General features: G+C 59.8%; 11 protein-coding genes and 1 pseudogene. 9 read left to right on the forward strand and 3 right to left on the reverse strand.

The window, feature by feature from the left end; all coding sequences use genetic code 11:
* Positions 1-15 precede the first annotated feature (15 nt).
* A complete protein-coding gene (locus DBR00_RS10080) occupies positions 16-492 on the reverse strand; it encodes a DUF1289 domain-containing protein (RefSeq protein WP_108488292.1) in 477 nt (158 codons plus the stop codon).
* Between the two features lie 407 nt (positions 493-899).
* Between DBR00_RS10080 and acnB the strand changes: the two genes are divergently transcribed.
* The 5 genes from acnB (at position 900) to alaC (ending at position 7,185) form a co-directional block, all read left to right on the forward strand.
* Positions 900-3,509, forward strand: a complete 2,610-nt coding sequence (gene acnB / locus DBR00_RS10085; RefSeq protein WP_108488293.1) for a bifunctional aconitate hydratase 2/2-methylisocitrate dehydratase — start codon at positions 900-902, stop codon at positions 3,507-3,509.
* 133 nt (positions 3,510-3,642) lie between these two features.
* Complete coding sequence (locus tag DBR00_RS10090) at positions 3,643-3,852, forward strand: YgdI/YgdR family lipoprotein (protein ID WP_108488294.1); 210 nt, start codon at positions 3,643-3,645, stop codon at positions 3,850-3,852.
* A 192-nt stretch (positions 3,853-4,044) separates the two neighbouring features.
* Positions 4,045-5,241, forward strand: a complete 1,197-nt coding sequence (locus tag DBR00_RS10095; RefSeq protein WP_108488295.1) for a CmpA/NrtA family ABC transporter substrate-binding protein — start codon at positions 4,045-4,047, stop codon at positions 5,239-5,241.
* A gap of 1 nt (position 5,242) precedes the next feature.
* A complete protein-coding gene (locus DBR00_RS10100; RefSeq protein ID WP_108488296.1) occupies positions 5,243-5,821 on the forward strand; it encodes an ANTAR domain-containing response regulator in 579 nt (192 codons plus the stop codon).
* 137 nt (positions 5,822-5,958) lie between these two features.
* The gene (alaC, locus tag DBR00_RS10105) at positions 5,959-7,185 is read left to right on the forward strand and encodes an alanine transaminase (RefSeq protein WP_108488297.1); all 1,227 of its coding nucleotides are present in this window, start codon (positions 5,959-5,961) and stop codon (positions 7,183-7,185) included.
* Between the two features lie 39 nt (positions 7,186-7,224).
* On the opposite strand, the gene DBR00_RS10110 is transcribed toward alaC, so the two are convergent.
* A complete protein-coding gene (locus DBR00_RS10110) occupies positions 7,225-7,617 on the reverse strand; it encodes a hypothetical protein (protein WP_108488298.1) in 393 nt (130 codons plus the stop codon).
* Positions 7,618-7,828: 211 nt separating this feature from the next.
* Between DBR00_RS10110 and DBR00_RS10115 the strand changes: the two genes are divergently transcribed.
* The 4 genes and pseudogenes from DBR00_RS10115 (at position 7,829) to DBR00_RS10130 (ending at position 11,573) form a co-directional block, all read left to right on the forward strand.
* Positions 7,829-8,146: a transcriptional regulator gene (locus DBR00_RS10115; protein ID WP_108488299.1), complete on the forward strand. Its 318-nt coding sequence runs from the start codon at positions 7,829-7,831 to the stop codon at positions 8,144-8,146.
* 446 nt (positions 8,147-8,592) lie between these two features.
* A pseudogene (locus tag DBR00_RS10120) lies at positions 8,593-9,877 on the forward strand (CmpA/NrtA family ABC transporter substrate-binding protein).
* A 13-nt stretch (positions 9,878-9,890) separates the two neighbouring features.
* Entirely contained in the window at positions 9,891-10,742 is an 852-nt protein-coding gene (ntrB, locus tag DBR00_RS10125) for a nitrate ABC transporter permease (protein ID WP_108488300.1), read from the forward strand.
* A gap of 39 nt (positions 10,743-10,781) precedes the next feature.
* Complete coding sequence (locus DBR00_RS10130) at positions 10,782-11,573, forward strand: ABC transporter ATP-binding protein (RefSeq protein ID WP_108488301.1); 792 nt, start codon at positions 10,782-10,784, stop codon at positions 11,571-11,573.
* On the opposite strand, the gene DBR00_RS20790 is transcribed toward DBR00_RS10130, so the two are convergent.
* Positions 11,570-11,873, reverse strand: a 304-nt coding sequence (locus tag DBR00_RS20790; RefSeq protein ID WP_256582977.1) for a hypothetical protein, incomplete at its 5' end; no start/stop codon positions are given. The two genes, DBR00_RS10130 and DBR00_RS20790, sit on opposite strands and share 4 nt — an antisense overlap.

An 11,873-nucleotide genomic window follows, 5' to 3' on the forward strand; every position in this document is an offset into this window, starting at 1 on the left:
CGTATTACCAGCGGTTCATATCCGGGCTTGCAGGCCCTCACTGAGAAAACGCGGCGCGATGTAGCGCTCGTAATGCGCCTCGGAAAGCAGAAAGAATTCGCGGTCAATGGCATCACGCAACTCTGGTAAGGCCCAGTCACGAAACTCAGGTAGCAACACCATGCCGTAGGCTTCCAGCTGACTGATCACCCGTGCGCCGCGGGCAATCAACTGATAGGCCCAGCAATAAGGCGATTGTTGCGCTACAAAGCGAATCTGCCGCTGCTCCAACTGAGCGCGCAAGCACAGCGGGTCAAAAACCTCGACTTTGGCGGTCATAACCTGCACCAGCAACACTTCCAAACGCATCCAGACTGCGTGCTTTTCTTCGTCGTTATAACCGTTCCAGTGCGTTACCTCATGGTGAAAGCGCTTGCAGCCACGGCAGACCAGATCACCGTACACAGTGGAACACAGGCCTACACAAGGGGTTTTGATACGCTGATTGGACATAACGGCAGGTACGGTGGCTGGCAAAACAGGCTGGCATCTTAGCCCTTTGTCTAAAGCAGATCACCCCCAGATAAGCGGGGGCTTTGGCTTAACTTTATGAAAGCTTTCCAGTAGAATCGGCCGGCCTTTTAGAGGCAGCAACGTCCGTTGGAAGCTGTTTTCAAAGCGTCACGAGCACAGTCAATCCTGCAGGTTCGATGTTGGTGCCGACCCTTGAGCCACCCTTCAAGCGTCTGCACCAGCCCTCATCAAGCCCGTCCTGCCGGCGTAAAACTTTGAAAACAGCTTCTGCAAGAAAACAGCGCAACCTCGGCTGAGCGGCCCATAAAGCCACAAAGCGCCTGGTTCGATGTTTTCTGGATCGCGTCCCGGACAACCCTTTGGGACCACTGATGAGGGTAATAACTGTGCTTGAAGCCTATCGCAAACATGTAGCAGAGCGTGCCGCTCAGGGTATCGTGCCCCAGCCGCTGAACGCCGAACAAACCGCAGGCCTGATCGAGCTGCTGAAAAACCCGCCGACTGGCGAAGAAGCCTTTCTGCTCGACCTGATCACCAACCGCGTGCCGCCAGGCGTCGACGAAGCCGCCTACGTCAAGGCCGGTTTCCTCTCTGCCATTGCCAAAGGCGAAGCCACTTCCCCACTGATCAGCAAGCAACACGCTGTTGAATTGCTGGGCACCATGCAAGGCGGTTACAACATCGCCACATTGGTCAGCCTGCTGGATGACAGCGAACTGGCTGCCGTGACTGCCGAACAACTTAAGCACACCCTGCTGATGTTCGACGCCTTCCACGACGTTGCGGAAAAAGCCAAGAACGGCAACGTTCACGCCAAAGGCGTTCTGCAATCCTGGGCTGACGGCGAGTGGTTCAAGAACCGCCCGACCCTGGCCGACAAGATCAGCCTGCGCGTGTTCAAGGTTACTGGCGAAACCAACACCGACGACCTGTCGCCTGCTCCAGACGCCTGGTCGCGTCCGGACATCCCGCTGCACGCCCTGGCCATGCTGAAAATGGCTCGTGACGGCATCGTGCCTGATGCACAAGGCGCCATCGGTCCGATGAAACAGATCGAAGAAATGCGCGGCCAAGGCTTCCCGATCGCCTACGTCGGTGACGTGGTCGGTACCGGTTCCTCGCGTAAATCCGCCACCAACTCGGTGCTGTGGTTCTTCGGCGACGACATCCCCTACGTGCCAAACAAGCGCGCGGGCGGTTTCTGCTTCGGCAGCAAGATCGCGCCGATCTTCTACAACACCATGGAAGACGCCGGCGCTCTGCCAATCGAGTTTGACGTTTCCAATATGCACATGGGCGACGTCATCGACCTCTATCCACATGCGGGCAAAGTCTGCAAACACGGCACCGACGAAGTACTGACCACCTTCGAAATGAAGACCCCAGTACTGCTCGACGAAGTCCGCGCTGGCGGCCGTATTCCGCTGATCATCGGTCGCGGTCTGACCGAGAAAGCCCGTGCCGAGCTGGGCCTGGGCCCAACCGACCTGTTCAAGCTGCCTGAGCCACCGGCTGCCAGCACCAAGGGTTTCACCCTGGCGCAGAAGATGGTCGGCAAGGCCTGCGGTCTGCCGGAAGGCAAAGGCGTACGTCCGGGCACCTACTGCGAACCGAAGATGACCACCGTCGGCTCCCAGGACACCACTGGCCCGATGACCCGCGACGAGCTGAAAGACCTGGCCTGCCTGGGCTTCTCCGCTGACCTGGTGATGCAGTCCTTCTGCCACACTGCGGCCTATCCGAAGCCAATCGACGTGACCACCCACCACACCCTGCCGGATTTCATCCGCACCCGTGGCGGCGTGTCCCTGCGTCCTGGCGACGGCATCATCCACAGCTGGCTGAACCGCATGCTGCTGCCGGATACCGTCGGTACCGGTGGTGACTCGCACACCCGTTTCCCGATCGGCATCTCCTTCCCGGCCGGTTCCGGTCTGGTTGCCTTCGCCGCAGCTACTGGCGTAATGCCGCTGGACATGCCGGAGTCGGTACTGGTGCGTTTCAAGGGCAAACTGCAACCGGGCATCACCCTGCGTGACCTGGTGCATGCCATCCCTTACGTGGCCATCCAGAAAGGCCTGCTGACCGTCGAGAAGAAAGGCAAGAAGAACATCTTCTCCGGCCGCATCCTCGAGATCGAAGGCCTGGACGAGCTGACCGTTGAGCAAGCGTTCGAGCTGTCCGACGCCTCTGCCGAACGTTCCGCTGCCGGTTGCACCATCAAACTGCCGGAAAAGGCGATTGCCGAGTACCTGCGTTCGAACATCACCCTGCTGCGCTGGATGATCAGCGAAGGCTACGGCGATGCGCGCACCATGGAACGTCGCGCCCAAGCGATGGAAGCCTGGTTGGCCGATCCGAAGCTGATGGAAGCCGACAAGGACGCCGAGTACGCCGAAGTCATCGAAATCGACCTGGCCGACATCAACGAGCCCGTGCTCTGCGCACCGAACGACCCGGATGACGCCCGCCTGCTCTCGACCGTTCAGGGCGAGAAGATCGACGAAGTGTTTATCGGTTCGTGCATGACCAACATCGGTCACTTCCGCGCTGCCGGCAAGCTGCTGGATCAGGTCAAAGGGCAGCTGCCAACGCGTCTGTGGCTGTCGCCGCCGACCAAAATGGACGCTCATCAGTTAACCGAGGAAGGCTACTACGGCATTTACGGCAAGGCTGGCGCGCGCATGGAAATGCCGGGCTGCTCGCTGTGCATGGGTAACCAGGCACGCGTTGAGCCGAACTCGACCGTCGTCTCGACCTCGACCCGTAACTTCCCGAACCGCCTGGGTGACGGCGCCAACGTGTACCTGGCTTCTGCCGAACTGGCAGCAGTCGCATCGATTCTCGGCAAACTGCCGACGGTCGAGGAGTACATGGCGTACGCGAAGAACATCGACAGCATGGCTGCCGACGTTTACCGCTACCTGAGCTTCGATCAGATCGCTGAGTTCCGCGAAGCAGCGGCAAACGCCAAGATCCCTGCTGTTCAGGTCTAAGCGTTAGCTGAAATGAAAAAGCCCCGCCTTGTGCGGGGCTTTTTCTTTATGCCTGCCTTGCGCAACAAAAGCCAGCAGCTACTTTCTGACATGGGGGGTGTAATAACGCACCACAGACCATAAGGAGTTATTTATGAAGCACTGGATCATTGTTGCACTCTGCATGTCCTGTCTTGCCGGCTGCAGCAGCGAATACATCATCAGCACCACCGACGGCCAGATGCTCACCAGTGACGGTAAACCGCGCCTGGATAAAGGGACCGGGATGCTCGAGTTTACTGACAGTGAAGGCCGCAAACAGCAGATTCCGCAAAGCTCGGTCAAGCAGATGCTGGAACGCTGAGTTACTTCGCATACAACAAACCCCGCCACGGCGGGGTTTGTTGTATCTAGGGCTAAGTGGCATATGCATTGCTAAGCATCAACCAGCCTTTCCAACGGCGGAAACGCTTCAACAAGACAACGGTGTCGTATCACTCGTAAGCGAGGGCCGCGAGTGGCACGGCACCTTTCTGTGTGGGCCCAGGAAAGCACCATGAATGAGCACCTGATCAGCTGCAGCGATACACCGGAAAAGCCCGTGTTGAATATTGGCTTCATGGCCCTGAGCGATTCGGCATCGGTGATTGTCGCCGCAACGCAGGGCTTTGCCGAAAAATATGGCCTGACCCTAAACCTGAAGCGGCAGCGTTCATGGGCAGGCTTGCGCGATAAACTGCTGAGCGGTGAACTGGACGCTGCCCACAGTCTCTACGGCTTGATCTATGGCGTACAACTGGGTCTGGGCGGCGCCCCTGCCACCGACATGGCTGTACTCATGGGGCTGAACCAGAACGGCCAGAGCATCAACCTGTCGCAGCCCCTGCAGGCCACCGGCGTGACCAGCGGTGAGGCACTGAACCAGTATGTGCACCAGCATGCCGCACGCCTGACCTTCGCCCAGACCTTCCCTACCGGCACCCATGCTATGTGGCTGTATTTCTGGCTCGCCAGCCAGGGCATTCATCCATTGCGCGATGTCGACAGCGTGGTCGTGCCGCCGCCGCAGATGATCGAACACCTCAAGGCCCAACGCATCGACGGTTTCTGTGTTGGCGAACCCTGGACTGCCAAAGCAGTGGAAGAAAACCTCGGCTGCACCCTGACCACTATCCAGGCGATCTGGCCCAATCACCCGGAGAAAGTGCTGGGCTGTACCCGTGCCTTTGTCCGCCAGCACCCCAACAGCGCCCGCGCCCTGATCATGGCCGTGCTGGAAGCCAGTCGGTTTATCGATGAGAGCGAGGAAAACCAGTGCAGCACCGCCCAGTTACTCAGCGGTCAGGATTATGTAGACGCACCGCTGTCGGCCATTCAACCGCGTTTTCTCGGCCACTATCAGGACGGTCTCGGCCATGCCTGGTTGGACGCTCATCCACTGCGCTTCCATGGTCAGGGCGCGGTGAACATGCCTTATCTATCAGACGCCATGTGGTTTATGACCCAGTTCCGCCGCTGGGGTCTGCTGCGTAATGACCCGGACTACCTGGCTATCGCCCGTCAGGTGCAACAACTCGATCTCTACCAGCAGGCCGCCAGCACCCTCGGCATCGCCGTACCGGCGTCCATGCGCAGCAGCCAGTTGCTGGATGGCCCGATCTGGGACGGCACTGACCCGGTCGGCTATGCCCGCAGCTTTGCACTGCATGCACGGGTTGATGTGCCCACTGACGCGCTGCAGGAGAGCTGCTGAGATGCTGCGTATCATGCTGATTAACGACACGGCGAAGAAAGTTGGCCGTCTGAAAACAGCATTGACCGAAGCAGGCTTCGAGGTCATCGATGAATCTGGTCTGACCATCGATCTGCCGGAGCGGGTCGAGGCAGCACGCCCTGACGTGATCCTGATCGATACCGAATCACCGAGCCGCGATGTCATGGAGCAGGTGGTGCTGGTCAGCCGCGACCAGCCGCGCACCATTGTCATGTTCACCGACGAGCATGACCCCGGCGTGATGCGCCAGGCGATTCAGAGCGGCGTCAGCGCCTATATCGTCGAGGGCATCCATGCCCAGCGCCTGCAGCCGATTCTCGACGTGGCCATGGCCCGTTTCGAGAGCGACCAGGCGTTGCGTGCACAACTGCAGGCACGCGATGCCCAGCTGGCCGAACGCAAGCGCATTGAAGTGGCCAAGGGCCTGTTGATGAAGATGAAAAGCTGCGACGAGGAACAGGCCTACACACTGATGCGTCGCCAGGCCATGAGCCGCCAGCAGAAGCTGGTGCAGGTGGCTGAACAGATCATCGCCATGCACGACATGCTCGGCAGCTGAGTTCGACCACTGTTATGCCGTGCTGACGCCTGGCTGTGCTGGACATAAAAGCAGCGCGGCGCTTATCTTCGCGCCTGGCCAGCACACTGGCCAACGTCGCTCGGACGGTTCCGGGCGCTTACGTCTCCGAGGAAAGCATGGCTGACCAAGCTTCGCGCCGCTTTGCGCGCATTGATCGACTCCCCCCCTACGTGTTCAATATCACCGCTGAACTGAAGATGGCCGCGCGCCGCCGTGGCGAAGACATCATCGACTTCAGCATGGGTAACCCGGACGGTGCCACGCCGCCGCATATCGTCGAAAAACTGGTGCAGGTCGCCCAGCGTGAAGACACCCACGGCTACTCCACCTCACGCGGCATTCCGCGCCTGCGCCGCGCCATCTCGCGCTGGTACAAGGATCGCTACGACGTGGAGATCGACCCTGAAAGCGAGGCCATCGTTACCATTGGCTCCAAGGAAGGCCTGGCGCACCTGATGCTGGCGACCCTGGACCATGGCGACACCGTTCTGGTGCCCAACCCCAGCTACCCGATTCATATCTACGGCGCGGTCATCGCCGGTGCCCAGGTGCGTTCAGTGCCACTGATTCCCGGCGTGGATTTCTTCGCCGAGCTGGAGCGGGCAATTCGCGAGTCGATTCCCAAGCCGAAGATGATGATCCTCGGCTTCCCGTCCAATCCCACTGCACAGTGTGTGGAGCTGGATTTCTTCGAGCGTGTGGTGGCCCTGGCCAAGCAATATGACGTGCTGGTGATTCACGATCTGGCCTACGCCGATATCGTCTACGACGGCTGGAAAGCCCCGTCGATCATGCAGGTGCCGGGTGCCAAGGACATTGCTGTGGAGTTCTTCACCTTGTCGAAGAGCTACAACATGGCCGGCTGGCGCATCGGCTTTATGGTCGGTAACCAGGAGCTGGTCAGCGCCCTGGCGCGGATTAAGAGCTACCACGACTACGGCACCTTCACCCCGCTGCAGGTGGCGGCGATTGCCGCGCTGGAAGGTGATCAGCAATGCGTGCGCGATATCGCCGAGCAATACCGCCAGCGCCGCAACCTGCTGGTCAAAGGCTTGCACGAGCTGGGCTGGATGGTCGAAAACCCGAAAGCCTCGATGTATGTCTGGGCGAAAATTCCTGAGCAGTACGCCCAGCTCGGTTCACTGGAATTCGCCAAGAAGCTGCTGCTGGAGGCCAAGGTCTGCGTCTCCCCGGGCATCGGCTTTGGCGATTACGGCGATGACCATGTGCGCTTTGCCTTGATCGAAAATCAGGACCGCATCCGTCAGGCGATTCGCGGGATCAAGGCGATGTTCCGCGCCGATGGCCTGATACCCGGCAAGAAGGCCAAGGCCGACGAGTAAGCAGAAGATAGAGGGCACCTTAGGGGGCCCTCTTTCGTTTCAACCGGAGTAATCCAGCACCGTCCAAACCTTGCTCAGACCCCTGGTAATTACACAGCCGCTCTGCCCCAGTTGATTGTTGCTGTGCAGCGACATCAGATTGGTCATGCCATCTGCCGCATCCGAGCGTTCGCTCAGCCACTGCACGCGGCCGCAATTGGCCGTTTCGATCACATAACTGGCCGCCACGGCAGAGTCCTCGCTCGGCAGCCTGATCACATCCACCACCGTGCCCTGCTCTTCTACACGCTTGCCGTCGGATACCAGCACCGCCCAGGCCTGGCCATTCTCAATCACCAGGTAGGTGCCATTGGCCCTCGGTTGATCAAGCTGCGGTTGCGCACAACCGGCCAAAAGACCCAACAGCACAATTGTCATCAGCATCTGTTGCATTGTTAGTGACTCCTCTGCAGTGCCTGTGGCCATTGGCTTTGCGGGCAGATGGCGCGAGTGATCGAGTAGGTGCCGGTTATGGCCTTGGGCTTACTATTATCGAATACTGTTTATTTGTACAGTGTTTTTCGATTACCCTTGGTCATGCCATCCAGCCAACCATGCCGCCCGGCAGATCGGGCCCATACAAGGCGTTAACAGGAGTACCCAGATGCTCGACGTACTGCAGCTGAAACACAGCGTAAACCGCATGCCCTTGGAAAAAGTCCGGGCCACCGTCAATGAATTGCAGCTTGAAGGCATCGTCACCGAGGGCAAAACGCCGTTTTCCCGGGTGCACTTCAACACCTGTTTTGCCGAGATCGAAGCCTTGCTGCAGCGTGCCGGCTATCACCGTCAGCTGGATGTGGTCGGCTACCAGGGCCTGACCTACGCCATGTTCGACCCCTCGCGCTGGGAGGCGGTGGAAGTGCTGCGCTGGCTCAAGGAGTTTGTCGAGGAAACTCAGGGCAAATCGCTGTCCCGCTAAGGCTGTGGCGCGTGATCCACACCTAGGCTGGCGGCACCAAGGCGAAGCAAAAGCGCTTGGCAGCGGCTTAGCCATGCACAACATTGGCTCAATAAGATGACTAAAAGCGCTGCTGGTCTGCGGCATGGCACGGTATTACGGCAAGAAAACTTTTTTCTAACCAACATTTAATACTGTGCTTAACCCTATGATTTATAGCGTTTAAGCCTACCAACCTAAGGCTCGTTCGAGCCCGCTTCAGAGGGTTCTGGCGGTTGTCAGCCGCCGTACCCCAGTAAAGCTGGCAAGCCCTTTGCTATCGTCCTCACAAGATTCCTGCGCAGCCCACCAACGGCGGTGAGCCGCGGATCACGGACAACGGCGTCCGTCAGGTCACCTCATTAGAGGTGGCCTGGCGGACGCCGTTTTTTGTTTCAGCCGTTTTATCGGCCAGAGAGGACAGACCTATGACTGATCGTGATTCGAAGGCCCTAAGCCTGCACAGCCGCCGTAACTTTCTGAGAACCTCGATAGCTGTCGCCGGCACCTTAGGTGGTGTCGCCGCCCTTGGCCTGAGCGCACCCGCTTCGCTGCGCAGCGTGGCCTGGGCCGCCGGCTCCGATGCGCCAGAAAAGGCGGTGCTGAAAGTCGGCTTTATTCCACTGACTGATTGCGCCTCAGTAGTGGTTGCCGCCACTCAGGGCTTTGGCGAGAAATACGGCCTGACTATCACCCCGAGCAAGGAAGCCTCCTGGGCCGGTGTGCGCGACAAACTCAATACCGGCGAGCTGGATGCCGCCCACGTGCTGTACGGCATGATGTACGGCGCGCAGCTGGGCATCGCTGGGCCGCAGAAGGATATGGCGGTACTGATGGGCCTGAATCAGAACGGCCAGGCCATCACCCTCTCCAAACAGCTCAAAGAGGCCGGCGTCACCAACGGTGCACAACTGGCCGAGCATGTGAAAAAAGGCGGAAACCCGCTGACTTTCGCCCAGACTTTCCCCACCGGTACCCACGCCATGTGGCTGTATTACTGGCTGGCGAGCCTGGGCATCAACCCGATGAGCGATGTGAAAACCATCGTCGTGCCACCACCGCAGATGGTCGCCAATATGCGCGTCGGCAATATGGACGGCTTCTGCGTCGGTGAGCCCTGGGGCGCGCGGGCGATTGCCGACAAGATTGGTTTCACCGCCGTCACGACTCAGCAGATCTGGCCGGATCACCCGGAAAAGGTCCTCGGTGCCACCCGCACCTTTATCGAGCAATACCGCCAACGCGGCCCGCGCGCTGATCATGGCGGTGCTGGACGCCAGCCAGTTTATCGAAGCCAGCGAGGAAAACCGTAAGAGCACGGCCAAGTTGATTTCCGGCAAGGCCTACGTCAATGCACCGGTCAAGGTGATCGAGCCGCGCTTCCTCAGCCAGTATGAGGACGGCCTGGGCAACAGCTGGAAAGACGATCACGCCATGGCCTTCTGCAAGAACGGCACGGTGAACTTCCCGTATCACTCTGACGGCATGTGGTTTATGACCCAATTCAAGCGTTGGGGCCTGATCAAGGAAGACCCGAATTACCCCGTCGTCGCCGCCGGAGTCAACCAGGTTGCGCTGTACAAAGAAGCCGCCAGTGCGTTGAACATCCCTGTGCCGGCCAGCTCGCTGCGTAGCAGCACGCTGATCGACGGCAACGTATGGAATGGCTCCGAGCCAGCTGCCTATGCCAACTCTTTTGCGATTAAAGCCTGATTGGAGGTTCGTGATGAACGCACCACTGAAAACCCCATTGCCCTTGCCTGCGCCAACAAGCAAAGCGTCACGCCTGGTGCTGCCAGGCGTGACGGCGCTGAGCAGCCTGCTCAAGGCGGTTGTGCCGCCATTACTCGGCATCGCACTGTTTATTGGCGTGTGGGCGCTGATTGCGAGCAAAAGCGAGGGTCTGCCAGGCCCAGTCAGTACCTGGGCGGCGGCACTGAAGCTGTTTGCCAACCCCTTCTATGACAACGGCCCGAATGACATGGGCATCGGCTGGAATATCCTGCATTCGCTGGGCCGCGTCGGTATCGGCTTTGGTTTGGCGGCGTTGGTGGGCATTCCGCTGGGCTTTGCCATCGGCCGCTTTGCTTTCTTGGCCAGCATGCTCTCGCCGATCATCAGCCTGCTGCGTCCGGTTTCGCCGCTGGCTTGGCTACCGATTGGTCTGCTGGTGTTCGAAGCGGCTGGCCCGGCGTCGATCTGGGTAATTTTCATCAGCTCAATCTGGCCGATCATCCTCAACACCGCCGCCGGTGTGGCCAGCGTGCCGCAGGATTATCTGAACGTGGCGCGGGTGCTCAAGCTCTCGGAGTTCAAGGTACTCACACGCATCCTGTTTCCCGCCGTGTTGCCACACCTGATGACCGGCATTCGCCTGGCCATTGGCGTGGCCTGGCTGGTAATCGTCGCTGCCGAGATGCTCACCGGCGGCACGGGCCTGGGTTTCTGGGTGTGGGATGAGTGGAACAACCTCAACGTCGAACACATCCTGATCGCCATCATCATCGTCGGCCTGGTCGGCCTGGCTTTGGAGCAACTGCTGTTGCTGCTGGCCAAACGTTTCGACTACGCCAGCTAAAGCAGGCCAGTTTGAGCAGACACGCTAAGGAGCCGCAACATGGATAAATTCGTAGAGCTGACTCAGGTCGGCAAGCATTTCGACACCAAGAAAGGCCGCTTCCAGGCCCTCACCGACGTCAACCTGAGCATTGCCAAGGGTGAGTTCGTCACCCTGATCGGCCATTCGGGTTGCGGTAAATCCACCGTGCTCAACCTGATCGCCGGCCTGCTCGAGGCCAGCGAAGGCGGTCTGATCTGCAACGGCCGCGAGATCGACGGTCCTGGCCCGGAGCGTGGCGTGGTGTTCCAGAACCACAGCCTGCTGCCCTGGATGACCTGCTACGGCAACGTCTACCTGGCGGTGGAAAAGGTCTTCGCCGGCAAGGAGAGCAAGGCCCAGCTCAAGGAGCGCACCGAAGCGGCGCTGGCCATGGTGGGCCTGAGCCACGCCACCTACAAGCACCCGAATGAAATCTCTGGCGGCATGAAGCAGCGTGTTGGCATCGCCCGCGCCCTGGCCATGCAGCCCAAGGTGCTGTTGATGGACGAACCCTTCGGCGCGCTGGACGCCCTGACCCGCGCGCACCTGCAGGACGAACTGCTGCGCATCGTCGGCGAAACCCACAGCACGGTGGTGATGGTCACCCACGATGTCGATGAGGCGGTGCTGCTCTCCGATCGCATCGTGATGATGACCAACGGCCCGGCTGCGACCGTGGGCGATATCGTCAAGGTCGAGCTGGCGCGCCCGCGCGATCGTTTGGCCCTGGCCAATGACCCGCACTACCATGCCTACCGCACCGCCGTGCTGGAGTTTCTCTACCAGCGTCAGCAGCGCCCGGCAGCCTAGGGCGTGGGTCCCGCCCCGATGCGCTGGAGGAAGGTTTCCACCGCATCGGTGTAGGCCCCCGGCACGCCTAATTGCGCATTGATCTCGCCGTGCGACAACGCCAGTGGCAATACCGTGACCTGCATACCCAACTCACTGCCTCGCTTGGCAAAGCCCTGCGCCTGACGGCATGCTTCTTCGCGTTTGCTGGAGCACACCGCCAGCATCGGCGCGCCGGCCTGCTGCAGCCGCCATAAGGGGGAGGCGGCTCGCCAGTAGGCGAGATCCTGTCCAAACGCCTTGTCATACAGGCGGTAATGC

The sequence above is a fragment of the Pseudomonas sp. HMWF032 genome (assembly GCF_003060885.1).
Lineage (GTDB): Bacteria > Pseudomonadota > Gammaproteobacteria > Pseudomonadales > Pseudomonadaceae > Aquipseudomonas.

Coding starts and splice junctions, on each gene's coding strand:
- DBR00_RS10080 (WP_108488292.1), bottom strand. CDS start 492: ATGTCCAATCAGCGTATCAAAACCCCTTGTGTAGGCCTGTGTTCCACT.
- DBR00_RS10090 (WP_108488294.1), top strand. CDS start 3,643: ATGAAGCACTGGATCATTGTTGCACTCTGCATGTCCTGTCTTGCCGGC.
- DBR00_RS10095 (WP_108488295.1), top strand. CDS start 4,045: ATGAATGAGCACCTGATCAGCTGCAGCGATACACCGGAAAAGCCCGTG.
- DBR00_RS10100 (WP_108488296.1), top strand. CDS start 5,243: ATGCTGCGTATCATGCTGATTAACGACACGGCGAAGAAAGTTGGCCGT.
- alaC (WP_108488297.1), top strand. CDS start 5,959: ATGGCTGACCAAGCTTCGCGCCGCTTTGCGCGCATTGATCGACTCCCC.
- DBR00_RS10110 (WP_108488298.1), bottom strand. CDS start 7,617: ATGCAACAGATGCTGATGACAATTGTGCTGTTGGGTCTTTTGGCCGGT.
- DBR00_RS10115 (WP_108488299.1), top strand. CDS start 7,829: ATGCTCGACGTACTGCAGCTGAAACACAGCGTAAACCGCATGCCCTTG.
- ntrB (WP_108488300.1), top strand. CDS start 9,891: ATGAACGCACCACTGAAAACCCCATTGCCCTTGCCTGCGCCAACAAGC.
- DBR00_RS10130 (WP_108488301.1), top strand. CDS start 10,782: ATGGATAAATTCGTAGAGCTGACTCAGGTCGGCAAGCATTTCGACACC.